Source organism: Hydrogenophaga sp. L76, from assembly GCF_057654755.1.
This window is the reverse complement of sequence record NZ_CM172807.1, coordinates 2,317,412-2,339,858: the sequence shown is the minus strand read 5'-3', so window position 1 is coordinate 2,339,858 and position 22,447 is coordinate 2,317,412. Positions and strand designations below refer to the sequence as shown.

Sequence of the window (22,447 nt, the reverse complement as noted above, 5' to 3'; positions counted from 1 at the left end):
CTTCAGGGCCTACGACATCGCCTTCGGTCCCCCGTTGATCCCCCAGGGCGTACCGAAACGGTCGGTCACCATGCCGAAGGCCTCGGCCCAGAAGGTTTCGCCCAGCGGCATCTGCACGCTGCCGCCCTCGGCGAGTGCGCCGAAGATGCGCCGTGCTTCGTCGGCGCTGGGGTAGGTCAGCGCCAGCATCGCGCCCTTGATGCCTTCGAACGGCACGCCCGGCGGCGTGTCGCCGGCCATGAGGGCGAAGTCGGGGTGCACCAGGTGGGCGTGCATGATCCGGTCGGCGTGTTCGGGCGGCACCGGGTCGCCATCGGGCATCTGCGCGTAGGTGATGAGGGCTTCGACCTTGGCGTCGAGCACGCGCGCATAGAAGGCCATGGCCTCGGCGCAGTTGCCGTTGTAGGACAGGTAGGCGCACAGTTGCGTCATGTTGATCTCCTGATCAGGGGTGGAGGAACCCCGGGCCGGGGTCCGGGTGCGTTCAAGGTCACGACGGACGGGCCACCCGGGTTTCGACAGGCCCCGTCACCGGGCCGACGAACGGTTCGCGGCAGCGGCGCCGCCGGTCTCTCAGCCTCTCAGCGGATCTCTTCGATCGAAAAGCGCTTGTCGGTCACCAACGGCGTGATCAGGCCGTAGCCCTGGTTCTGCCAGTGCACGAGTTCGGTCATGGCCGAGGGCGTGACCTCGATGAAAGGCTGCATGTCGGCCAGCGTGTACCCGAAGTCCTTCAACGCCAGGCCGCAGACCTTGAACTTCACGCCCTGCCCGGCGTAGTAGCGCATGCGCTGCACCACCTCTTCGTATTTCGCCTCGTTCTTCTTCGCCACCGTCACCAGCTCGGTGCCGTGCAGCAGCACGATCACGCTCATGTCGTCGTTGAAGAAGCTGTAGGGCGCCTCGGTCAGCGGGTTCACGAACGAGCGCAGCCAGTACAGCGCCGCGCCCATCTTGGCCGGGTTGTCGAGGTAGAAGTCGAACAGCACTTTCGGGTTTTTGTAAGGCGTCTGCACGAAGGTCGCCTGGGCCTGCGCGGGCCACGGGGCCAGCAGCGGCACCGCGCCCAGGCAGGCGGTCAGCACGGCGTGGGGCCAGAGGCGGGTGATGGGGGCGGTGTACATGGGGTGGTCTCCTGGAGTGTTGAACACACAGTCTTGCGCTACAGCCAGTATTCGGCGAGCCGCGCGGCCCATTCCTGCAGCCGCAGCAGGATCGAGCGGTGCTCCCACTGTTTCAGATCGATGGCGTTGGATTCGGCCAGGTCGCGGGCAAACATGGCGTCCAGCTGCGCCGAGAAATCGCGGCCCAGCACCGAGGCATTGATCTCGTCGTTGTGCAGGAAGCTGCGCCAGTCCAGGTTGGTGGAACCGACGGTGGACCACACACCGTCGATGGAGGCGGTCTTCGCGTGCATGACGGCGCCCCGCCGTTCGTAGATGTGCACACCGGCGCGCAGCAGCGCGGCATAGTGCGAGCGACCGGCGTGGAACACCGCCCACGAGTCGGTGTGGCTGGGCAGGATCAGCTTCACATCGACACCGCGCTGCGCCGCAGCGGTCAGCGCCGCGATCAGCTGCGGATCGGGCACGAAATACGCAATCGTGAGGTAGATGCGCTGCTCGGCATGCTCGATCGCCGACAGCAAGGTGAGGTAGATCAGGCTGCGCGGATCGCCGGCGGCGCTGCCGATCGCACGCACGATGTTGATGCCCTGCGGTTCCAGCCGCGGGAAGGGTTGGCCGGTGGCCAGTGCCGGACCCTTTTGTTTGTGCCAGGTGTCCAGGAACAGTTTCTGGAACTCCGCCACCACCGGCCCCTCGATTTGCAGATGGGTGTCACGCCAGCCCGCATCGCCGGTGGCTTTGGGCCTGGTCAGGTGGATGGACGAGCCGCTGGAATAGGCTTCGCTGATGTTGATGCCGCCGATGAAGGCGATGCGGCCATCGACCACCAGCAACTTGCGGTGGTCGCGGTTGTTTAGCCGCCAGGCCTTCTGGTTGCTGGCCAGCGGATTGACGGGGTTGAATTCCAGCACCTGGATGCCGCCCGCGCGCAGGCGATCGAAAAACGCGCGGGGCGTGTTCAGGCAGCCCACGCTGTCGTAGATCAGGCGCACCGGGACGCCGGCCGCCTGCTTGGCCAGCAGCAGCTCGGCGAACTGCTGGCCCACCTCGTCGTCGGCAATGATGTAGGTTTCCAGGTGGATGTGGTCCCGGGCCTCGCGCATGACGGCAAACATGGCCGCGTAGGTGGCGGGACCGTCCTGCAGCAGCGTGAGCTTGTTGCCCAGCACCAGCGGGCTGTCGGCGTTGATCGCCTGTTCCACGGCCAGGTGTTTGTCGAGGATGTCGCTGTCGCCTGCGCTGCGTTCCAGCGACTGCACGATGGCCGCGCTCTTGCCGGCCGACACCTCGCCGCGGGCGTTCTCGAACGCCACCGCGGTCACGGGCTGATCGATCGGCTCCAGGGCCTCGGGCGACAGGCTGGTGCAACCGGTGGTGGTGAGCACACAGGCCACAGTCAGCGCGCCCAGCGCTGCGGCCTGCCAGCGGAGCCAGGTCGGGGTCGGAGCGCGGGGGAGGCGGGACATGCGCACGATTCTCGCGTGCCTGCTGCTCGGGCGTGCGACTTTTTTGCGTGCGGTCCGGGGGTGGTACACCAACAGGAATCGAAAATCAACCCGCAGCACTCATTGGGGCTGTATTTGTAGCAATGTGATTTTGAAAGTACCGTCAAAAGTACCATCAAGATTTCAGGTGCCGTCGGACCAGTGATTCGGTCCTTCATGTGCGGCCCAGATCCTGAAAAACATCGCGCAGCCGTTCGATGACGACGGCCAGATCCAGGGTTTGCAGTCGGTTCTTTTTCAAGAACGCAGCCCATTGCTTTTGCTTCTCGGCGTCCTGAACGAAGGCCTCGCTCAGGCCCGCAGGCGTGAGGTTGGGCAAGGTCAGTTGCCGGCGCGCGAAGGTGGCCTCGACCGCCTGACGCAGCAGTGCGGTGTCCAGGGCGTCATCGCTGAGCAGCACCCAGAGGTCGAAGTAGTCCTTCATTCGGGTATTGGCCATGCCGAGCAGGCACACGGCATGAAACTTCTCGGCCACCACGGTGTACTTCGGGTACGAGCGCAACTGCGGCGCGGGCAAGTCTTCCAACAGCACGGGGTAGCGCACCGATTCCGGCGCGGGCGTGACCGCGTCGCCAAACCCTATGTCCACCTGCAGCACGATGCGCGCACCGTCCAGTGTGGCCTGTAGGTCGATGCGCACGCCGCCATAGCCCGCGTCCTTGCGGATCGCTGCGCCCTTGACCGAGGCGGCGTCGAACGCGATGCCGTCCCCCACCACGATCTGGCAGATCTCGCGGAATGCCGACACGGCGGTGTCGATGTCGTCCGCTCCATATCCCAGCAGGTCCACATCGCGCGTCGGCCGATGTGGCTGGTCGTACCACAGTGAAAACAGCAGCGCGCCCTTGAGCAGGTAGTTGGTGGCGTGGGTCGAGATCGACAAGCGATACAACAGCCGCTCCAGCCCATAGTGGGTGAGCGTCAGGTTGAAATCCTGCTGGATGGCATCGGCGCGCTGCTTCAACCGCGCGCGGATGGATGCGGCCAGATTGCGACTCATGCCGAGACGCTTTCCAGATAGGGCCGCATCACATTGGCCACACGGTCGATCTCGGCGTAGTGCCACAACCCGTCCATCGACAGCTTGCGCTGTGCCCATCCATCGCGCAGCGCCTCCAGCGCCACATCCAGGCCGATCTTGTTGCGGTACTTGAAGCAATCGGCCACCGTCTTGGCCGCGTTGAACACGGGAACGTTCACACCATCGATGAGGACCGGTTCAATGCCCTCGCTCAGGGCCGCACCCGACATGCGCACCACACGCAATGCCGGCTGATCCAGCCGGGGTGTGGGTGAGTGATGGGGCATGGCCAGCCAGACCTCGAACGGCGCCTGGGTGCCGATGCCATGGACGCGCAGCGCCGACAGCAGACACACGACGCCACGCGGCACGCGCAGGGCCACCTCGGCCAGCGACCGGTGTTCGCTGAGCGCACGCCCGGGCAGGCTGTAGACACCACGGGCCACACGGTCAAGCTTGCCCGCCGCGACCAGCCGGCTGAGTACCACGGTCGGCAGGGCGTGCTCGGTCAGGTCGCGTGCGCGCAGCAGGGGCTGGTGCGCGGCGAGTGCGAGCACTGCTTGTTCGTGCGTGGTGTTGAAGCCTTCGGTCATCCGTGGAGGTTGTTGCTAAAGCTAGTATATAGTCAATATATGACTTTATATTGCAACAAGCCGAACGCCTGGTCCGCCTGACCAGGGGCATGGGCTGACCACGGCGTCCTTCAATGGCTCGGCAAGCAGTGGACAAGAAGTGCCATGAGATCCGCCCCCGTGCAAAAGGCCGTCAGGCAGTAGATCCACACCACGCGTGTGCTCACGCGTTTTTGAGCGAGCTCCTGCATCTGGGGCAGCACCCTGGCGGTGGCCGGATCGAATTCGGTGCGGACCAGCTCGCGTGCCGTCGTTTTCATCGCCATTGCCTGCGTTTCCAGCGATTGCCGGGTGATGTCCTCGGCGTGTCGAAGGATGCGCTTGAGCGCTTCAGACTCCGCTTCATTGATCGTGTTCTGGACCTGGTTGTCGAAACGGTTGATCCGGTCGATGAGGTTTTCATAGGCTCGCCAGGCCGTCTGACCCAATTCATCCGCGGCAGGAACCAAGGCCTCCAGGCGGTCGATCAGGGCGCCCACCTCGCCGAGTGCTTCGGCGATCAGCGCTTCGCGTGCCGTGCTCGCGCTGTTCATTTGTTCAATTCCAGTGCCGCAAAGCAGGCATCGAGCTCCGGTACCACGCCGCTGGCCAGACGCCGCGTGGCCAGCTTCTGGGCCCATGCCACTTTCTCTGTGGTGCCCTTGGCCTGGGCAATCAGGGCCTTGTAGTCCGTCGCATCGTTCACCAGCGTTTGCAGGTCCGCCTTGCTTCCCTTGATGCGCCCATAGATCTCATTGACCCCCAGCCGGCAGCTCAGATTCGCCTGCGCGACAGGCTGTTGTTGGACGAACGCCAGCAGGGGCGCAAAGGCCTGGGCCACCGTCACCCCGTCCTCGACCATGTTGAACACCAGCTTCAGGCGTGAAGCCGGCACGCCGATGCGACCCAGTTCGATCAGTGTGGCGATGGTGTCCTGCTGCTGCTTGAGCGCCGACACCGTGGGCACCACGAAACCGTCGAAGTCTTCGTGGCTGCCCCGGTAGCGCTGCATCTGTCCCAGCAGCTCCTCCACATTGCTCGCGCCGATGTCCACCACCACGCTGGCGACGGTCTGCAGGTATTCCTGCAGTTCACCGTACTGGCGGCCCCGCAAGGCCTGGCCCTGTGCCTCGTCAGCGTTCAGGCTCTCGATGGCGATGAGTTCGGCACCCTGGATGCGGGGCAGCAGCAGATGCCGGGCCACCGTGGACTTGCCCACGTTGCCGGAGAAGTTGATGACGGCGATTTTCATGGCGTGCTCCTTTGACGGAAGAGGGGGTTGGTGTTCTGGGTGGCGGTGAAGGCTTCGGCGATCTCCTTGCCGCTGCGCAAGTCGGAGACGGGCGATGGAGGCACAAAGGCGGACACGGATGCGACCTGCGCTGCGGGGTGCAAGGGCTCAGACGCAGTGGCCACCCCCGAAGGCGATCTCGAAGCCAGTCGGGTCACCTCGCGCTGCACCGTGCTCTTGCTGACGTTCACACCCGCATCGCCCAGGGCCTCGCGAATCGCCTCGAGGGTGTAGCCCTGCGCACGTAACAGCCCGATCTCGAACGCGAAACCTCGTGCGCGGCGTGTGCTGCGACCCGGTGGATCCTTCGGTGCCAGCTTCATGACGGTCCTCTGGTTCGGTGGTGATTCATTCCCGATCCGTTTCCGACCCGCCGCTGTATCGCTGGTGATCCGCTCTCAGACCGGTTGTCCTGGTCCTGTATCGACCACGGTTCGCTCAGGTCGGGGGATGTGGGAAATGAAGGCCATCTTCAGCCCAAAACAGCCCTGTTCGGCTGCTGGATTCGAGGCCAAATCCAGCAGCTTGACGGACCGATTCCTGAAGCACCATAGAGAGAAGGTTAGTGCAGAGATAGGCGGCCCGCCGCCGTTTTCACAAACGACTCGCTTCGCTCACGTTTGACCTTTGGGGGACCCATGAACACCCGCAACCCTGACTTCATCACGGTCGACATGCGCGGCCTCAAGGCCGCGCTGGTGAGCTGCGCTCAGACCCGCAGGGAGAGCGTGTCGGTGCTGGTTCGTCGGGCTGTGGCCCGTGAACTCGGACAGTCCGAGTCCGCTCCTCAGGTGGTCGTCGATACCGGGTGCCTTGGCGCGTTGCAAGTGCCTCGGGTCAAGTTGTCAATCAGATTGACAGCCCCCGAGGCCAGGCGGCTGGCCGTCGGTGCGCACATCGCGCAGATGTCCCGCGATGCCTACCTGGCGGGTTTGATCACGGGTGTGCCTGCCTTGACCACAGGCGCAAGCCGCACCGCGGAAATCGTTGAACTCATCAAGTCCAACGCGAAGCTCTCCAGCCTCTGCCGGAACATCCACACCCTCTCGCGTCTGCTGGCCCAGAGCAACGTGCAAAAAGCAGTGGCCTACCGCGAGATGCTCGACACGCTGGACGGAGACGTCCGGCGCCACCTCGCCCAGGCGGCGGCCCTGATGGCCGATCTGCGCCCGCGTGGGTCATCCACAGAGACCATCCACCGGTCCAACCGGTGACGTCAAGGAGAACACCATGAGCCAAGCGCCGAACATCGATGGGGTGATCGTCCAGTGGGGTGATCGCCTGTTCCACCCGGGCAACCGGGTGGTCAAGGTCAGGCCGCAGCCCAAGCTGGGTGATGGAGGCATGCATCAGCGCGCGGACGCCATCCGAAAGCGCATTGAATCCACCGTGGTGAAGAGAGCACCCCAGGTCATGGTCAAGGTCACCGGGGGAGGGCGGGGCATGCTGGCCATTGCGGCGCACTTCCGGTACATCAGCAAGAACGGCCTCCTCGGCATGGAGAATGAACAGGGCGAGGTCCTGCAAGGTCGATCCGCTGTCTACGAGCTGAGCGAAGAGTGGCGCTATGGCGGCAGCCTGATCGGAGACGAAGGACACCGGCGCGAGGCCTTCAACATCATGCTGTCCATGCCCAGGGGCACGGACCCGCTGATCGTCCAACGGGCGGCGAGCGAGTTTGCAAAGACCGAGCTGGCCAACCACAAGTATGTGATGGTGCTGCACGACCACCAGGCGAACCCGCACGTGCATCTCAGCGTGAGGGCAGAGTCGATCTACGGCAAACGACTCAACCCGCGCAAGGCCGACCTGCAACGGTGGCGCGAGAGCTTTGCCGAGAAACTGCGCGGTTATGGGGTGGAGGCCGAGGCCACCCGGCAGGCCACACGGTTCCAGACCAGGAACTCGGAACATCTTTGGCGGCTGAAGGCCAGGGAGGACGGGCGGTTGAGGAAAGCCAGACCAGAGGACAAGAGCAGTACGAGATCGCGAACCACCCGGACTGAGGCGCTGCGTGCCTGGTTGCACATTGGCCAGGCCCTGGCCAAGTCGCCGGATGCCAGAGACGTGAAGCTGGCCGGATCGATCGCATTGTTCCTGCAGGGATCATCCCTTCCGGTCGGGCTGTCCAGGATGCCGCCAGACCGTACACAACCGACGCGAATGGGGGCGGTTGTTGATCATGAGGTCAGGAGATGAAGGGGGTTCCACTTTGAAGTTGGCCTGAAACGAGGGGTCACCGGCACCAAGATATATGCCCGTTCCAGGCGGCGCGCGGCCACTCAAATTTGAGGGCTGTGTTTTTCAACGCACCGCAACCGGTCGTTCACCGGGCTGGATCTCAAGCGACCGCTTGCCGACCGGGACCGGTCGCTCGACCGGGGGCGGCTTTTACAAGTCCCAGGAATGACCGCTCACGCCGTGTAGATCATCGAAGCTTTGCTTCGGGTACCCCTTGGGCCGCAGGCGCGCCAATGCTCAAAGCACCTCATCCGCCACGACTTTGAGCAACCCGCGCAGCCAAGTATGGGCCGGGTCCCTGTCGTTGTGATGGTTCCATTGCATAACCAGATGCAGGGGCGGGATCTCAAAGGGCGGTGGCAACAGCCGCAGCGGCAGCATGCGGGCATACATGCGTGCCAGGCGCGCATGCATGGTGGCGATGCGTTGCGTGCCCACCACCAGCAGTGGCAGGGCGTTGAAGGTGCTGGCCATGACCACCACATGGCGCGAAACGCCATGAGTGGACAGGAACCAGCTCTCGAAACTCGCGACGCGCTGGTCGCCGAATTGCGCGGCCACATGCCGGGCGGCCATGTAGTCGTCGAAGGTGAAGGTGTCTGATTGCAGGGCGCTTCCGGTCCAGACGACGCAGCTGTAGGTCTCGGTCATCAGATCGTCCTTCGGGTAGATGTCGCTGGCGTTGCGTTCGGGGTAGATCGCCAGATCGACTTCTCCGCGCTCCAGGCGCTGCAGGTTCTTGTCGCCCAGCTCCACGACGTCGATGGAAATGCCCGGGGCCTCTTCTTCCAGGCGCTGAGCCAGGGGCGTCAACAGCACCGTGGTGGCGTAGTCCGACGCGTTGAAGACGAAACGCCGTTGCGCGCTTTTCGGATCGAACTCGATTTTGGCGGCCAGCGTGGCCTGTGAGCGAAGGATGAGGTCCCGCACCGGCTCGCGCAGGCTGAGCGCCAGCGGGGTCAGGTTCATCCGGCGCCCGACCTGCACCAGCAACTCGTCACCGAAGTGCTCCCTCAAACGCCCCAGTGCGCTGCTGGTGGCCGAGGCGCCGATGTGCAGTCGCTCGCTCGCGCGCGTGATGCTGCGGGTTTCGAGCAACGCATCCAGCGTGACAAAAAGGTTGAGGTCGAAGTGGCCCAGACGCATCGAAAGATTATGGCATCGGGCGTTTGACCTGTTGATGGCATCAACAGATTGGTTCGAAAACATTTGATTTGCAGGAGGCATGAAGCCTCCTACATTTGCGCCAGATCAAAAAACAAGGCCAGAAGAGACATGCACAAACACACGTTCCCAGACGCCACGTCCCCGCGCCGTTGACGTGACCGCGCCGACTTGGAGTCGGCGCCGCTCAGCACCCATTCGCCATTTCGACCGTTCAGGCCCGTGCCTGTTCAGGCGGAGCTTTGCCCGTTTTCGCAGAGGGCGCCCCCCGAGCGCCCATTTTCATCAGCCCACTGGAGACAACCACGTGAACACGATCCCCACCGCTCGCGGCACCGTCCGCACCACACGCACCCGGCCCCGCCCGGTTCTGAGCCGCGTGGCCCTGGCCGCGCTGCTCAGCCTGGGCGCTTCCACGGCGCAGGCCTTTGAAGTCGACACCGGCAACCCGGACCTCAAGGTCCTGTGGGACACCTCGGTGAAGTACAGCACCGGCTTCCGGTTGAAGAACCCGTCGCCGGCGATCGTGGAGGGGGCGAACTACGACCCCGCCTCCGCAGGCTACTTCCCCAACACCGACGATGGCAGCCGCAACTTCAAGCGAGGCCTGGTGTCCAGCCGGCTGGACCTGCTGAGCGAGCTGGACGTCGCCTACCAGAACGTGGGCTTTCGGGTCTCCGCGGCGGGTTGGTACGACTCGGTCTATCAGTCCCGCAACGACAACAACTCGCCCGCCACCGCCAACCAGATCTCGGTGGGCAGCAACCAGTTCACCGACGCGACGCGCCAGCTGCATGGCGGAGATGCCGAAGTGCTGGATGCCTTTGTCTTCGGCAAATTCAAGCTGGGCAACATGCCGGTTCTGGGTCGCCTGGGCAAACACACCCTGGTGTACGGCGAGAGTCTGATGTTGGGCGCCAACGGCATCGCTGCGGCTCAGGCCTCAATCGATGTCGTGAAGGCGGCCACGGTGCCGAACGCCCAGTTCAAGGAATTCATGATGCCGATCAACCAGCTGTCGGGCCAGGTGCAGGTCACGCCCGGTGTGATGCTGGGGGGCTACTACATGCTCGACTCCATGAGCGACCGCTTGCCCGGATCGGGCAGCTACTACTCGTTCATGGATGCGCTGGCCACGGGCGGTGAACGTCTGATCGTGGGCTCATCGCCGGCTGGCAACGTCAGCTTTCACCGCGAGGCCGACCTCAAGGCCAAGAAGAGCGGCCAGTTCGGTACCCAGCTGCGCTTCAGTCACGCAGACGTGGACTACGGGCTGTACGCGGTCCAGTGGAACGACCATGGGCCATCGGGGCTGTACCTGCATCCTTCAGCGGGTGCACCGTCGGTGAGCGCCAGTGGTGTTCAGGTCGGGACCTACCAATGGGTGTTCCACGAAGGCATCCGTGCGCTGGGCGGGAGCTTCAGCACCACGGTGGGCAATGTCAACGTCGCCGGTGAGGCCTCCTTCCGCAGCAACACGCCGCTGGACAGCGACGCGCAGGTGGACCTGGCCGGCGCGAACAACAACAGCAATCCCCTGTACGCGGTGGGCAAATCGGCTCACGCCCAGGTGAACTGGATCGCCAGCCTCGGCCCCAGCTTCCTGGCACGCGAGGCCGATTTCGTGGGCGAACTCGGCTGGAACCGGCTGCTGTCTGTGACCAAGAACCGCTCCGCGATGAACCCCAATGCCACCCGCGATGCCACCAACATCCGCGTCATCTTTGAGCCCAAGTACCGGCAGGTGATGCCCGGCGTGGATCTGAGCGTGCCGGTGGGTGTGGGCTACGGCCTGTCGGGCAACTCGTCGGTGGTGGGCGCCTTTCTGGGCGAGGGCATCGGTGACGTCAGTGTCGGCCTGAACGGCTCGTACCTGGATGTCTGGCGCTTTGGCCTGAACCTGACCCACTACTTTGGCAAGGCCGGCGCCTTCATCGAGGCCGGGCACCGCTCGTTCAAGCAGAACTACGCCGATCGAACCTATCTGTCGTTCAACGTCCGCCGCACCTTCTGATCTTTCGGAGACCCACCATCATGTTCAAGAAAAAACTCATTCCCCTGGCCGCGCTGGCCGTGGCCGTGGCCGCAGCGCCTGCCGCTTGGGCCGCCGTCACCGCCGAGGAGGCCGCCAAGCTGAAAACCGAGCTGACGCCACTGGGCGCCGAGAAGGCCGGCAACAAGGACGGCAGCATTCCCGCGTGGAGCGGTGGCTACACCACGCCGATCCCGGGCTTCAAGAACGGCGGCAAACGCGCCGACCCGTTTGCCGCCGACAAGCCGCTGTACCAGGTGACCGCCAAGAACCTGGATCAGCACGCCGACAAGCTGAGCGATGGCGTCAAGGCCATGCTCAAAAAGTACCCCGACAGCTTCCGCGTCGACGTGTACCCGACCCGCCGCACCGCCGCCGCGCCGCAGTGGGTCTACGACAACACGGCCAGGAACGCGGTGAAGGCAGAGCTCAAGGACATGGTGCCGGCGAACGCCTACGGTGGCATTCCGTTCCCCATTCCCAAGAGCGGCGCCGAAGCGATGTGGAACCACGTCCTGCGCTGGCGCGGCGAGGCCTGGCATGTGGCCATCAAGGGCGTGCAGACCACCTCGGACGGCAAGCACGTGACCACCGGTATCTCCTCGGGCGACTTCCAGATGCCCTACTACTTCAAGGACGGCAGTGCGGACAAGTTTGATGGCCAGCACTGGTCGATCCGCATCCAGACCACCGGCCCGGCGCTGCGTGCCGGCGAAGGCGTCGTGGGTCGCCAGCATTTCAACGGCGACAAGACCCAGGTCTGGGTGTACGTCACAGGCCAGCGCCGCGTGCGCAAGGTGCCGAATGCCTGCTGCGACACCCCCACCCCCAACAGCTCTGGCGTGGCCACGTTCGACCAGACTGACGTGTTCGACGGTCGTCTCGACCGCTTCGACTGGAAGATCGTTGGCAAGAAGGAAATGCTGATCCCGTACAACGGCAACAAGTTGCTGACCGTGCCCGAGGACAAGGCCTTGCTGGCGCACCACCTGAACCCCGACGCGACGCGCTGGGAACTGCACCGGGTGTGGGTGATCGAGGCCACCGTGGCCGCCGGCAAGCGCCACGTGTCGCCCAAGCGCCGCTACTACCTCGACGAAGACACCTGGATCGCGACCCTCGCCGACCACTGGGACGCCAACGGCCAGCTCTGGCAGATGGGTTTCTCCAACCCGGTGGTGATGCCCGACCTGCCTGGCACCACGTCGCCGCAGCAGTTTGGTTTCTACGACCTGATCTCGGGTGCCTGGTACCACGACAGCGCCCTCAACGACGCCGCCGAGCAGTACAAGATCATGCCGCGCTACCCCGACACGACCTTCACCCCCGAAGCGCTCGCCGGTGACTCGATCCGCTGAGTGTTGAACATGCACACGTCAACGTTGTGGTCCGCCGCGCTAAGGCGAGGGAAGCGTGTGGGTGTGGCCGGTGCTGCGCTGGTGGTGGCCTGCCTCGGTGGCGCGGTGGCCAGCACCGCGCGGGCGCCGCTGCCCGCGCCGCTGGACCGGCCCGCCATCGCACTGACCGCGCCCGCTCGCGCCGCCTTGTTGGGCCTGGCGTCGGCCGGTTCGAGGGTTGTGGCCGTGGGCGAGCGCGGCACGGTCTTGCTGTCCGACGACGCCGGGGCCACCTGGCGGCAGGCGCAGAGTGTGCCGGTGAGCGCCACGCTGGTGGCGGTGCAGTTCGTCACCCCGCGCACGGGCTGGGCCGTGGGCCACTACGGTGTGGTGCTGCGCAGCGATGACGGTGGTGAACACTGGACCCGCCAGCTCGACGGCCACGGTGCCGCAGCGCTGATGCTGCAGGAGGCCCAGGCCAGCGGCGACGCCAAGGCCTTGGTCGAAGCGCAGCGGGCGGTGCAGGAAGGCGCGGACAAGCCGCTGCTGGCGCTGCACTTCCGCAACGAGCGCGAAGGCTGGGTGGTGGGCGCGTTCAACCTCGCGCTGACCACCCGCGACGGCGGCCAGTCCTGGCAATCGGTCAGCACCCGCTTGCCCAATCCCAAGGCCGCCCACCTGTACGGGTTCGACCAGGCGCAAGACGATGTGCTGATCGCGGGTGAGCAGGGCCTGCTCATGCATTCGAGCGATGGCGGCCTGAACTTCCAGCCCGTCGCCACCCCCTATGCCGGCAGCTTCTTTGGCGTCACGCGCGAGGCCGATGGCGCCTGGCTGGTCGCCGGCCTGCGCGGGAATGTCTGGCGCAGTGCCGACCAGGGCAAGACCTGGACCGCGTTGACCGGTCAGGCGCCCGTGAGCATCACCGGTGTGTTGCGGGACCCCCAAGGCCAGGTCTGGCTGGCCAACCAGGCCGGGCAGTTGCTGCAGCCCCGTCCCGGCGCTGACGCGCTGGGCCTGGTCGGCACCACCGCGGCGCAGCAGCCGGCCAGCCTCCTGCGGCTGGCCGACGGCAGCCTGCTGATGGCTGGCTGGAATGGCATCACCCGCGTCCCCCACGATCCGGCCACGACGGCCCGCTGAGACCATGACCCCCTCGACCCCAATCCTTTCCAGCGAGCAGGTCAGCAGCTTTGACCGGCTTTCCGGCTCGCTCGTGGAGCGCGCGCTGTTCAACCACCGGATCGTGGTGTTGCTGATCTGCGCGCTGATCACGGCCTTGCTGGGCTTCCAGGCCACCCGCCTGACGCTCAATGCGAACTACGAAAAGACCATTCCCCAAAGCCAGCCCTACATCCTGAACTGGCTGGCCCACCAGTCGGACCTGAAGGGCCTGGGCAACGCGGTGCGCATCGCCGTCGTCAACCCCCGGGGAGACATCTACGACGCGGCCCACCTGGAGACGCTGCGCGCCCTGAGCGACCAGGTGTTTCTCATCCCGGGGGTGGACCGTGCCGCGATGAAATCGCTCTGGACACCCAGCATGCGCTGGACCGGCGTGACGGAGGAGGGGCTGGAGGGCGGCCCCGTGATCCCCGATGGTTACGACGGATCCCCCGACAGCCTGCAGGCGCTGCGCACCAACGTGCAGCGCTCGGGCGAGATCGGTCAGATCGTGGCGCTGGACGGACAGTCCAGCGTGATCCACATGCCGCTGCTCGCCCGCACCGCAGACGGACAGGCGCTCGACTACGTGGCCCTGTCGGAGCGGCTGGAGACGTTGCGCACCGAATTCGAGGCCCGGGGTGTGCGCCTGCACATCACCGGTTTCGCCAAGATCGTGGGCGACCTGATCGCGGGCCTGCAACAGGTGCTGGTGTTTTTTGCCCTGGCCGTGGCCATTGCCGCCGCCATGGTCTATGGGTACACGCGCTGCGTGCGCTCCACCGCGCTGGTGGTGCTGAGCTCGCTGATCGCCGTGGTCTGGCAGATGGGCCTGTTGCCCACGCTCGGCTATTCGCTGGACCCGTACTCGATGCTGGTGCCCTTCCTGGTGTTCGCCATCGGCATGAGCCACGGTGCGCAAAAGATGAACGGCATCATGCAGGACATCGGTCGTGGCGTGCCGAAGTGGATCGCCGCCCGCTACACCTTCCGGCGCCTGTTCCTGGCGGGCTTGACCGCGCTGGTGGCCGACGCCGTGGGGTTTGCCGTGCTGCTGACCATCGACATCCAGGTGATCCGGGAGCTGGCGGTGGCGGCCAGCATCGGCGTGGGCGTGCTGATCTTCACCAACCTCATCGTGCTGCCCATCCTGTTGAGCTACACCGGCGTGAGTCCGGCGGCGGCCGCGCGCAGCGTTCGCAGCGAGCAGGCCTTTGCGCAGGCCGACGGGCACGAGCGCAGCGGGCTGTGGGCCACGCTGGAGCGCTTCACCGAGCGGCGCTGGGCGCTGCCGACCGTGCTGATCAGCCTGCTGCTGGCCGGTGTGGGTTACGCCACCAGCCGCCACCTCGCCATCGGCGACCTGGATCCGGGGGCGCCGGAGCTGCGGGCCGATTCCCGCTACAACCGCGACGTGGCCTTCGTCAACGCCCACTACGGCGCCAGCAGCGATGTGTTTGCCGTGATGGTGAAGACGCCCGAAGGCGCGTGCGCCGACTACGACACCCTGATGCGTGTCGATGCCCTGGAGTGGCAGCTCCAGCAACTGCCCGGCGTGGAGTCCACCCAGTCCCTGGCGCGGCTCAACCGCCTGGTGCTGACCGGGCTCAACGAGGGGCAGCCCAAGTGGCTGGAGTTGATCTCCAACCAGGCGATGCTGAACATGGTCACCGGCACCGCACCCCGGGGCCTCTACAACGAAACCTGCAGCCTGCTCACGGTCAGTGCGTTCCTGAAGGACCACAAGGCCGCCACGCTCAACGGGCTGATCGCCAGCGTCGAAGACTTTGCCGCCCACAACGACAGCCCCAAGGCCCGCTTCCTGCTCGCGGCGGGCAGCGCGGGCATCGAGGCCGCCACCAACACCGTGGTCCGGGAGGCCTGGCACACCATGCTGCTGCTGGTCTATGCCGCAGTGGTGGCGCTGGCCTTCATCACCTTCCGCTCCTGGCGCGCCGTGGTCGTCGCGGTCTTGCCCCTGATGCTGACCTCGGTGCTGGCCGAAGCCTTGATGGTGGCCCTGGGCATGGGCGTCAAGGTCGCCACGCTGCCGGTCATTGCGCTGGGCGTGGGCATTGGTGTGGACTACGCGCTGTACATCCTGAGCGTCATGATGGGTGAGCTGCGCAAGGGCGCGACCCTGTCCGAGTCGTACCGGGTGGCCTTGCATTTCACGGGGCGCGTGGTGATGCTGACCGGCCTGACCCTGTCCGTGGGTGTGGTCACCTGGGTGTTTTCGCCGATCAAGTTCCAGGCCGACATGGGACTGTTGCTGGCGTTCATGTTCCTGTGGAACATGCTGGGTGCGCTGGTGCTGCTGCCGGCCTTGTCGCACTGGCTGCTCCGGCCGCTGGTGCACGCCAGCGCCCGCGCGCCCGGCACCCCGTCGCAGGCCGTGGTCACCGCCACCGCCCACTCCACTGCGATCCCAGCCTGATCGATCCCATTGTCATCGCCATTGCCATGACCGAATCACTGACCTGCGCCATCGGCCGCCTTCGACCCCACCACTTCGGCATCAGCGTCCCCGACCTGGACGCCGCCTTGTCCTGGTACGAGCGCATGTTGGGCTTCTCCGTCGAACAACGCTTGTTCATCGACAAGATCCCGGCCCACATCGCCTTCGTGAAACGGGGCGATTTCCGGATCGAGATCTTCCAGGTGGAGGGCGCTGCGGCGCTGCCACCGGACCGCCGCGTGCCCAACCTCGACCTCAAGACCCACGGCAACAAGCACATGTGTTTTGAGGTGCCCGATGTGCCGGCCGCCATGGCCGCCTTGCGTGCGGCGGGAGCCGACATTGCCTTCGAGGTGACCATCGACGGCAACCCCACGGCCTTCGTGCGCGACTGCGCGGGCAACCTGCTGGAGTTCCTGCAGCCTTTCGAGTCGCGTCGCACGCATCAGGGTTGACCCTGGTATGAGCCACTGCGATGCCGTCCATCCAGAGAATCGATTTCCGCAGACAGCGCCGCCTACCTAGCATCGCACCCGAATCCACCCAGCCGAGGGTTTGCCGCTGGCGCCCTCGAATCCTTCCACCCACTTTGTAGCCCTGAAGAATCATGTCCATCCAGATCATCAAACAAGGCAAACCGGCCGCCATCAAGGCCGATATGAATGCGCAGGTGCGAGCCACCGTCGAAGGCATCCTGACCGACATCGAAGCCCGTGGCGACGCGGCCGTGCGCGAGTACAGCGCCCAGTTCGACAAGTGGTCGCCCGCCACCTTCCGCCTGACCCAGGCGCAGATCGACAGCTGCATCGCCCGCGTGCCGGCCAAGGCGCTGGACGACATCCGGTTCGCGCAGGCACAGATCCGCCGCTTCGCCACCATCCAGCGCGAGTCGATGAAAGACGTGGAGGTGGAGACCCTGCCCGGCGTGGTGCTCGGTCACCGCAACATCCCGATGAACTCGGTCGGTTGCTACATCCCCGGCGGCAAGTACCCGTTGATCGCCAGCGCCCACATGAGCGTGCTGACGGCGAAGGTGGCCGGGGTGAAGCGCGTGATCGCCTGCGCGCCGCCGTTCGAAGGCCAGCCCTGCCCCGAGATCGTGGCCGCCATGCACCTGGCCGGGGCCGATGAGATCTATTGCCTGGGCGGTGTGCAGGCGGTGGCGGCGATGGCCATCGGCACCGAAAGCATCGCGGCGGTGGACATGATCGTCGGGCCGGGCAACGCTTACGTGGCCGAAGCCAAGCGCCAGCTGTTTGGCCGCGTCGGCATCGACCTGTTCGCCGGTCCCACCGAAACCATGGTGATCTGTGACGACACGGTGGACGCCGAGCTGGTGGCGGTGGACCTGCTGGGCCAGGCCGAGCACGGCCCCACCAGCCCGGCCTACTGCATCACGACCAGCCAGAAGATCGCCGCCGAACTGCCGGGCGCCATCGAGACCGTGCTGGCCCGCCTGGACACCGCGCCCATCGCCAGCGTGTCGTGGCGCGACTACGGCGAGATCATCCTGTGTGACACCGACGAGGAGGCGCTGGCCGAGGCCGAGCGCCTGTGCTCCGAACACGTGCAGGTGATGACCCGGGACCCCGACTGGTACCTGCAGCGCATGACGCGCTACGGCGCGCTGTTCCTGGGCCACCGCACCAACGTTAGCTATGGCGACAAGGTCATCGGCACCAACCACACGCTGCCGACGCAGGGCGCCGGCCGCTACACCGGCGGGCTGTGGGTGGGCAAGTTCATCAAGACCCACACCTACCAGCGCGTGCTGAGCGACGAGGCCTCGGTGATGGTGGGCGAGTACTGCTCGCGCCTGTGCGGCTACGAACACATGAGCGGCCACAAGGAGCAGGCCGACATCCGTGTGCGCCGTTTCAAGACGGCCGCGGCGGCCTGAGCGGAGACAGCAGCATGACGATGCTTGACGGCCGCGTGGCGGTGGTGACGGGCGGTGCTGGCGGCATTGGTGAGGCCATCTGCCTGGGGCTGGCCCGCGCCGGTTGCGCCGTGGTGCTGGGCTACAACAGCTCCGAAGGCCCGGCGCAGGCCCTGGCGGCGCAGCTGCCCGTCGCCACGCTGCCGCACCAGGCGCTGAAGGCGCCGGTGACCGACAGCGCCGCCCTGGCCGAGCTGGCCGATCAGGTGCAGCGCCGCTATGGCCGTTGCGACATCCTGGTCAACTGTGCCGGCACGACGCGTTTCGTGCCGCACGCCGATCTCGATGCCCTGGACGACGCGCTGATCGACCAGATTCTCAGCACCAACGTGCGTGGGCCGTTCGCCGCCATACGGGCGCTGCGTCCCTTGCTGGCCGCGCCCCGCGCCGACGGCAGCACCGGCCTGGTGGTCAACATCTCGTCCATCGCGGCGGTCACCGCCATGGGCAGCAACGTCATGTACTGCGCGTCCAAGGCGGCGGTGGACAACATGACGAAATCGCTGGCGCGCGCGCTCGCGCCGCAGGTCCGGGTGTTGTCGGTCTCGCCGGGTCTGGCGGACACCGAGTTCGTCAAGTCGATGGACCCGGGCTGGCGCGACGAGCAGGCCAGCCGGACCCCGCTGCAGCGCCTCGCGCAGCCCGAAGAGGTCGCCGCCGCCGTGGTGGCCGCCGCCACCCACCTCACCTTCACCACCGGCGCCGTGATCCCGGTCGATGGCGGCCGGCCATTGGCATGAACACCACCAGAAAGACACCATGAAACTCGCCACCCTCAAAAACGGCCGCCGCGACGGCCGCCTCGTGATCGTTTCGCGCGACCTGCAGCGCGCCGTGGATGCCGCCGCCGTGGCGCCCACCCTGCAACACGCCATCGAGCACTGGAGCCAGGTCGAGCCCGGTCTGCAGGCCTTGTACGCGCAGCTCAACGCGGGTCAGGCCGCGGGCGCCTTCGACTTCGATCCGACCCAGGCCATGTCCCCGCTGCCGCGCACCCACCAGTTCGTCGATGCCTCGGCTTTTCTGAACCACGGCAACATCATGGAAGAGGCGTACCAGCTGTCGGTGAAGAAGACGCCGGGCATCCCGGTGCTGGTGCAGCGCCAGAGCGACGAGTTCTGGGGCCCGTGCGACGACTACCCGCTGCACAGCGAGGCCGACAACGGCGACTTCGAGGGTGAGTTCGCGGTGATCGTCGACGACACACCGATGGCCAGCAGCCCCGAGGTCTGCGCCAGCAAGATCCGCCTGGTGATGATCCTCAACGACGTCAGCATGCGCGCGCACCTGTTCCGCGAGCTGCAGATGGGCTTCGGCTTCATCAACGCCAAGCCGGCCGCCGTGTTCGGCCCGGTGGCGGTCACGCCCGACGAGCTGGGCGAGGCCTGGGGCGCCGATGGCCGCATCCACCTGGACATGCACGTCAGCCGCAACGGCGAGTGGTTCGGCCACCCCAACGGCCGCGAGATGGACTGGAGCTTTGGCGAGCTGCTGGCCCGCCTGGGCCTGAACCGCAACCTGCGCGCCGGCACCATCCTGGGCACCGGCACGGTCAGCAACCGGGCCGCGCGCACCGTGGGCTCGGCCTGCCTGGCCGAGAAGCGCGCGCTGGAGAAAATCAGCACCGGCGACTCCACCACGCCGTTCCTGCGGTGGGGCGACCGCTTGCGCTTCGAAGCGAAAGACGCGCAAGGGCAATCCATCTTCGGCGCGGTGGACCACCGCTTCGTTCCTTTCAAGGCAGAGCAATAAATGACACACGACATCGTGGCGATGGGCGCAGGCCACAACGGCCTGGTGGCCGCGGCCTACCTGGCCAAGGCCGGCAAGAAGGTGCTGGTGCTCGAGCGCAAGCCCTATCCGGGTGGCGGCGTCTCCACCCAGCAGCTCAACACCCCCGGCTACTGGCACGACGAGCACAGCAGCGTGCACATCATGATCCAGGGCAACCCCATGCTGCGCCAGGACGAGCTCGGTCTGCTGAGCCAGCACGGCCTGAAGTACCACTACTCGCCGGTGCCGCACGCGACCATCTTCCCCGACCAGTCGGTGCTCTACACCTACAAAGACATCGACAAGACCTGCGCGTGTTTCGCCCAGGTCTCGCCGAAAGACGCCGAGACCTACCGCAATTTCGTGAAGATGAGCCAGGGCGTGCTGCAGATGTTCATGCCCGGCCTCTACGCGCCACCGCCGCCGCTGGGCGAGCTGGTGGCCATGCTGGACCGCAGCGATGAAGGCCGGCTGATGCTGGACTACATGAACCGCGACTGCCTGGACCTGGTCAACCAGCTCTACGAGAGCGACAAGATCAAGATCCACCTGCTGCGGCTGGTGAGCGAGAACCTGCAGGCCCCCAACGAACTGGGCACCGGCATGGGCGTGCTGCTGATGCCCGGCATCATCCACACCTACGGCGTGAGCCAACCCATTGGCGGCAGCGGCAAGCTCACCGAGTCGCTGGTGCGCTGCATCGAATCGCACGGGGGCGAGGTGCGCTGCAACGCCGAGGTGGCACAGATCCTCACCTCGGGCGGCCGCGCGACCGGTGTTCGCCTGAGCGACGGCGAGCAGATCATGGCCCGCGACGCCGTGATCGGCGCCATCCACCCGCACGTGATCCGCAAGTTCGTTGAAGGCGTGCCCGAGCCGGTGATGCAACGCGCCGAGCGCGCCACGCTGGCGCCGTTCTCCATCATGGTCAGCCACTACGACCTGAAGGAAAACTGCCAGTTTCACGCGGGCGAAGACGTGGGCCTGGCCACCATGCTGGAGTTCATGGCCACCGACAAGCTCGACGAGATGCTGGAAGACTTCGACGGTCTGAAGCGGGGCCAGATCACCGAGCGCCGCCTGTGCGCGGGTGGCGACGAGAGCATTGGCGACAAGACCCGCGTGCCGGCCGGCGCCGGCATGTTCCACGGCATCACCTTCGCGCCCTACAGCGTGAAGGACAAGCGATGGTCGGGAAAGCACTGGGACGAGTTCAAGGAAGAGATCGGTGACCTGTCGCTTGCGCACTACCGCCGGTTCGTCAGCAACCTCACCAGCGACAACATCATCGCCCGCAGCATCGTCAGCCCGGTGGACCTGGAGCGCTCCAGCCCCAACAGCATGATGCGCGGCGACCTGCACGGCGTGGCGCCGTACTTCTACCAGAGCGCCGGGCACCGGCCCACGCCCGACCTGGGGCAGTTCACCGTGCCCGGTGTGGAGCGCCTGTACCTGGCTGGGCCGTTCCAGCATCCGGGCGGCGGCGTCTACGGCGCCGGCCGCGCGACGGCCATCAGGATGTTCGAGCAACTGGGCATGGACTTCGGCGCCGTGACTGGCGGCAGCCGTCAAGACACGGGCGTGCCGGCCACGCTCGCTGCGGCGAAGAAACAGGGCATGGTCCTGCGCGGCGCGGCCGACGAAGAGCTGATGCACGTCGAGTCGATGGACCGCGTCGGCGATGAACTGGTCATCAAGGGCAAGAGCTTCGGCACCATGCCGATGGAAGCGCGGCTGGACGCGTCGTCGGCCCGCGCCGGTCTGAAGATGCTCGGCCTGTCCAAGCTGGCCTTCCTGGCGTCCCTGCCGTTCCGCAAGGGGGGTGGCGAATGACGCATGTCGTGGTCACCGGCTCCGAAGGGTTTGTCGGGCAGGTGCTGGTCCAGCGGCTGCTGAGCGACGGCATCGGCGGGCGCCCCGTCACCCGCCTGAGCCTCATGGACGTGGGTTTCGCGACCCCCCCCACCGATGACCGCGTGCGCCAGATCGAAGGCAGCATCGCCGACCCGGCGGTGCGCGCCCGAGCCTATGACGGCGCGGTGCACGCCGTGTTCCACCTGGCCAGCGTGCCCGGTGGTGCGGCCGAGAAGAACTACGAGCTGGGCCGGTCGATCAACCTCGACGCCACGCTGGGCCTGCTGGAGGACTTGAGGACGCAGGCCCAGCCGCCCCGTTTCGTCTTCGCCAGCACCATCGCCGTCTACGGCGAACACCTGCCGGCCGAAGTCAACGAGCAGACCCTGCCCAACCCGGGCCTGAGTTACGGCGCCCACAAGCTGGCCGGCGAGTACCTGGTGGCCGACGCCACGCGCAAGGGCTGGGTGCAGGGCTGCTCGCTGCGCCTGCCCGGCGTGGTGGCGCGGCCGGGCGACGGTGCCGGGATGATGAGCGCCTTCATGAGCCAGTTGTTCTGGAAGCTGGCGGAGGGCGAGCCCCTCACCGTGCCTGTCAGTGCCGAGGGCGTGGCCTGGTGGATCTCGGTCGGCGCCTGTGTGGACAACCTGCTGCACGCGGCCACCGTGGACCCCGCACGGCTCAACCCCCGCCGCAGCTACCAGATGCCGGTGCTGCGCCTGACCGTGGGCGAGCTGGTGAGCGCGCTGGCCCAGCGCTTCGGCGCCGACCGTGAGGCCCTGGTCACGTACCAGCCCGATCCCTTCATCGAAAAGCTGTTCGCCGCCTACCCGCCGCTGGCCACACCGCAGGCCGAGGCCCTGGGCCTGGCGAACGACGGCGACATCCAGACCCTGATCACCCGCGCCATGGCCGATTGAGCCGCCGCGC

21 protein-coding genes are annotated in these 22,447 nt (G+C 66.1%); 12 read left to right on the top strand and 9 right to left on the bottom strand.

Going from position 1 to position 22,447, the window contains the following annotated elements:
* Positions 1-9 precede the first annotated feature (9 nt).
* The 8 genes from AC23D4_RS11215 to AC23D4_RS11180 all read right to left on the bottom strand — a co-directional run bounded on the left by AC23D4_RS11215 (position 10) and on the right by AC23D4_RS11180 (position 5,878).
* Complete coding sequence (locus AC23D4_RS11215; RefSeq protein WP_472887635.1) at positions 10-432, bottom strand: VOC family protein; 423 nt, start codon at positions 430-432, stop codon at positions 10-12.
* Between the two features lie 149 nt (positions 433-581).
* The gene (locus AC23D4_RS11210) at positions 582-1,124 is read right to left on the bottom strand and encodes a DsrE family protein (RefSeq protein WP_472887634.1); all 543 of its coding nucleotides are present in this window, start codon (positions 1,122-1,124) and stop codon (positions 582-584) included.
* A gap of 38 nt (positions 1,125-1,162) precedes the next feature.
* Positions 1,163-2,593, bottom strand: a complete 1,431-nt coding sequence (cls, locus tag AC23D4_RS11205; RefSeq protein WP_472887633.1) for a cardiolipin synthase — start codon at positions 2,591-2,593, stop codon at positions 1,163-1,165.
* Positions 2,594-2,786: 193 nt separating this feature from the next.
* Positions 2,787-3,632, bottom strand: coding sequence for a nucleotidyl transferase AbiEii/AbiGii toxin family protein (locus AC23D4_RS11200; RefSeq protein ID WP_472887632.1), 846 nt, complete (start codon positions 3,630-3,632; stop codon positions 2,787-2,789).
* On the bottom strand, positions 3,629-4,246 hold the full coding sequence (locus tag AC23D4_RS11195; protein ID WP_472887631.1) for a type IV toxin-antitoxin system AbiEi family antitoxin domain-containing protein: 618 nt from the start codon (positions 4,244-4,246) through the stop codon (positions 3,629-3,631). Before AC23D4_RS11195 ends, AC23D4_RS11200 begins: the two co-directional genes overlap by 4 nt.
* A gap of 110 nt (positions 4,247-4,356) precedes the next feature.
* Entirely contained in the window at positions 4,357-4,818 is a 462-nt protein-coding gene (locus AC23D4_RS11190; RefSeq protein ID WP_472887630.1) for a hypothetical protein, read from the bottom strand.
* Complete coding sequence (gene stbB / locus AC23D4_RS11185) at positions 4,815-5,516, bottom strand: StbB family protein (RefSeq protein WP_472887629.1); 702 nt, start codon at positions 5,514-5,516, stop codon at positions 4,815-4,817. Before stbB ends, AC23D4_RS11190 begins: the two co-directional genes overlap by 4 nt.
* Positions 5,513-5,878, bottom strand: coding sequence for a hypothetical protein (locus AC23D4_RS11180; protein WP_472887628.1), 366 nt, complete (start codon positions 5,876-5,878; stop codon positions 5,513-5,515). Before AC23D4_RS11180 ends, stbB begins: the two co-directional genes overlap by 4 nt.
* A 315-nt stretch (positions 5,879-6,193) precedes the next feature.
* Here AC23D4_RS11180 and AC23D4_RS11175 point away from each other — a divergent pair, with 315 nt between their 5' ends.
* Both AC23D4_RS11175 and AC23D4_RS11170 read left to right on the top strand, forming a co-directional pair.
* A complete protein-coding gene (locus AC23D4_RS11175; protein WP_472887627.1) occupies positions 6,194-6,769 on the top strand; it encodes a hypothetical protein in 576 nt (191 codons plus the stop codon).
* A gap of 16 nt (positions 6,770-6,785) precedes the next feature.
* Complete coding sequence (locus tag AC23D4_RS11170) at positions 6,786-7,754, top strand: relaxase/mobilization nuclease domain-containing protein (protein ID WP_472887626.1); 969 nt, start codon at positions 6,786-6,788, stop codon at positions 7,752-7,754.
* A 279-nt stretch (positions 7,755-8,033) separates the two neighbouring features.
* Here the strand turns inward: AC23D4_RS11170 and AC23D4_RS11165 are convergent, their stop codons facing one another.
* Positions 8,034-8,942 carry a LysR substrate-binding domain-containing protein gene (locus tag AC23D4_RS11165; protein WP_472887625.1) on the bottom strand — a complete coding sequence of 303 codons (909 nt, stop codon included), beginning with the start codon at positions 8,940-8,942 and terminating at the stop codon, positions 8,034-8,036.
* 325 nt (positions 8,943-9,267) lie between these two features.
* Here AC23D4_RS11165 and AC23D4_RS11160 point away from each other — a divergent pair, with 325 nt between their 5' ends.
* From AC23D4_RS11160 to AC23D4_RS11115, 10 genes are all read left to right on the top strand, one after another.
* A complete protein-coding gene (locus AC23D4_RS11160) occupies positions 9,268-10,974 on the top strand; it encodes a DUF1302 domain-containing protein (RefSeq protein WP_472887624.1) in 1,707 nt (568 codons plus the stop codon).
* 20 nt (positions 10,975-10,994) lie between these two features.
* Positions 10,995-12,350 carry a DUF1329 domain-containing protein gene (locus AC23D4_RS11155; RefSeq protein ID WP_472887623.1) on the top strand — a complete coding sequence of 452 codons (1,356 nt, stop codon included), beginning with the start codon at positions 10,995-10,997 and terminating at the stop codon, positions 12,348-12,350.
* Positions 12,351-12,359: 9 nt separating this feature from the next.
* The gene (locus tag AC23D4_RS11150) at positions 12,360-13,472 is read left to right on the top strand and encodes a WD40/YVTN/BNR-like repeat-containing protein (protein WP_472887622.1); all 1,113 of its coding nucleotides are present in this window, start codon (positions 12,360-12,362) and stop codon (positions 13,470-13,472) included.
* 4 nt (positions 13,473-13,476) lie between these two features.
* On the top strand, positions 13,477-15,930 hold the full coding sequence (locus AC23D4_RS11145) for an efflux RND transporter permease subunit (protein WP_472887621.1): 2,454 nt from the start codon (positions 13,477-13,479) through the stop codon (positions 15,928-15,930).
* Positions 15,931-15,956: 26 nt separating this feature from the next.
* A complete protein-coding gene (locus AC23D4_RS11140) occupies positions 15,957-16,406 on the top strand; it encodes a VOC family protein (RefSeq protein WP_472887620.1) in 450 nt (149 codons plus the stop codon).
* Positions 16,407-16,558: 152 nt separating this feature from the next.
* Positions 16,559-17,851 (top strand): histidinol dehydrogenase, encoded by a 1,293-nt coding sequence (hisD, locus tag AC23D4_RS11135; protein ID WP_472887619.1) that lies wholly within the window; start codon positions 16,559-16,561, stop codon positions 17,849-17,851.
* Between the two features lie 14 nt (positions 17,852-17,865).
* A complete protein-coding gene (locus AC23D4_RS11130; RefSeq protein ID WP_472887618.1) occupies positions 17,866-18,630 on the top strand; it encodes an SDR family NAD(P)-dependent oxidoreductase in 765 nt (254 codons plus the stop codon).
* A gap of 19 nt (positions 18,631-18,649) precedes the next feature.
* A complete protein-coding gene (locus AC23D4_RS11125; protein ID WP_472887617.1) occupies positions 18,650-19,642 on the top strand; it encodes a fumarylacetoacetate hydrolase family protein in 993 nt (330 codons plus the stop codon).
* The gene (locus AC23D4_RS11120; RefSeq protein ID WP_472887616.1) at positions 19,643-21,496 is read left to right on the top strand and encodes a phytoene desaturase family protein; all 1,854 of its coding nucleotides are present in this window, start codon (positions 19,643-19,645) and stop codon (positions 21,494-21,496) included.
* Positions 21,493-22,437, top strand: coding sequence for an NAD-dependent epimerase/dehydratase family protein (locus AC23D4_RS11115; RefSeq protein ID WP_472887615.1), 945 nt, complete (start codon positions 21,493-21,495; stop codon positions 22,435-22,437). Before AC23D4_RS11120 ends, AC23D4_RS11115 begins: the two co-directional genes overlap by 4 nt.
* The last annotated feature ends 10 nt before the right edge of the window (positions 22,438-22,447 follow it).

Bases quoted from the DNA above. Each gene is read 5' to 3' on its own strand.
- AC23D4_RS11215 (WP_472887635.1), bottom strand. From the start codon at position 432: ATGACGCAACTGTGCGCCTACCTGTCCTACAACGGCAACTGCGCCGAG.
- AC23D4_RS11210 (WP_472887634.1), bottom strand. From the start codon at position 1,124: ATGTACACCGCCCCCATCACCCGCCTCTGGCCCCACGCCGTGCTGACC.
- cls (WP_472887633.1), bottom strand. From the start codon at position 2,593: ATGTCCCGCCTCCCCCGCGCTCCGACCCCGACCTGGCTCCGCTGGCAG.
- AC23D4_RS11200 (WP_472887632.1), bottom strand. From the start codon at position 3,632: ATGAGTCGCAATCTGGCCGCATCCATCCGCGCGCGGTTGAAGCAGCGC.
- AC23D4_RS11195 (WP_472887631.1), bottom strand. From the start codon at position 4,246: ATGACCGAAGGCTTCAACACCACGCACGAACAAGCAGTGCTCGCACTC.
- AC23D4_RS11190 (WP_472887630.1), bottom strand. From the start codon at position 4,818: ATGAACAGCGCGAGCACGGCACGCGAAGCGCTGATCGCCGAAGCACTC.
- stbB (WP_472887629.1), bottom strand. From the start codon at position 5,516: ATGAAAATCGCCGTCATCAACTTCTCCGGCAACGTGGGCAAGTCCACG.
- AC23D4_RS11180 (WP_472887628.1), bottom strand. From the start codon at position 5,878: ATGAAGCTGGCACCGAAGGATCCACCGGGTCGCAGCACACGCCGCGCA.
- AC23D4_RS11175 (WP_472887627.1), top strand. From the start codon at position 6,194: ATGAACACCCGCAACCCTGACTTCATCACGGTCGACATGCGCGGCCTC.
- AC23D4_RS11170 (WP_472887626.1), top strand. From the start codon at position 6,786: ATGAGCCAAGCGCCGAACATCGATGGGGTGATCGTCCAGTGGGGTGAT.
- AC23D4_RS11165 (WP_472887625.1), bottom strand. From the start codon at position 8,942: ATGCGTCTGGGCCACTTCGACCTCAACCTTTTTGTCACGCTGGATGCG.
- AC23D4_RS11155 (WP_472887623.1), top strand. From the start codon at position 10,995: ATGTTCAAGAAAAAACTCATTCCCCTGGCCGCGCTGGCCGTGGCCGTG.
- AC23D4_RS11150 (WP_472887622.1), top strand. From the start codon at position 12,360: ATGCACACGTCAACGTTGTGGTCCGCCGCGCTAAGGCGAGGGAAGCGT.
- AC23D4_RS11145 (WP_472887621.1), top strand. From the start codon at position 13,477: ATGACCCCCTCGACCCCAATCCTTTCCAGCGAGCAGGTCAGCAGCTTT.
- AC23D4_RS11140 (WP_472887620.1), top strand. From the start codon at position 15,957: ATGACCGAATCACTGACCTGCGCCATCGGCCGCCTTCGACCCCACCAC.
- hisD (WP_472887619.1), top strand. From the start codon at position 16,559: ATGTCCATCCAGATCATCAAACAAGGCAAACCGGCCGCCATCAAGGCC.
- AC23D4_RS11130 (WP_472887618.1), top strand. From the start codon at position 17,866: ATGACGATGCTTGACGGCCGCGTGGCGGTGGTGACGGGCGGTGCTGGC.
- AC23D4_RS11125 (WP_472887617.1), top strand. From the start codon at position 18,650: ATGAAACTCGCCACCCTCAAAAACGGCCGCCGCGACGGCCGCCTCGTG.
- AC23D4_RS11120 (WP_472887616.1), top strand. From the start codon at position 19,643: ATGACACACGACATCGTGGCGATGGGCGCAGGCCACAACGGCCTGGTG.
- AC23D4_RS11115 (WP_472887615.1), top strand. From the start codon at position 21,493: ATGACGCATGTCGTGGTCACCGGCTCCGAAGGGTTTGTCGGGCAGGTG.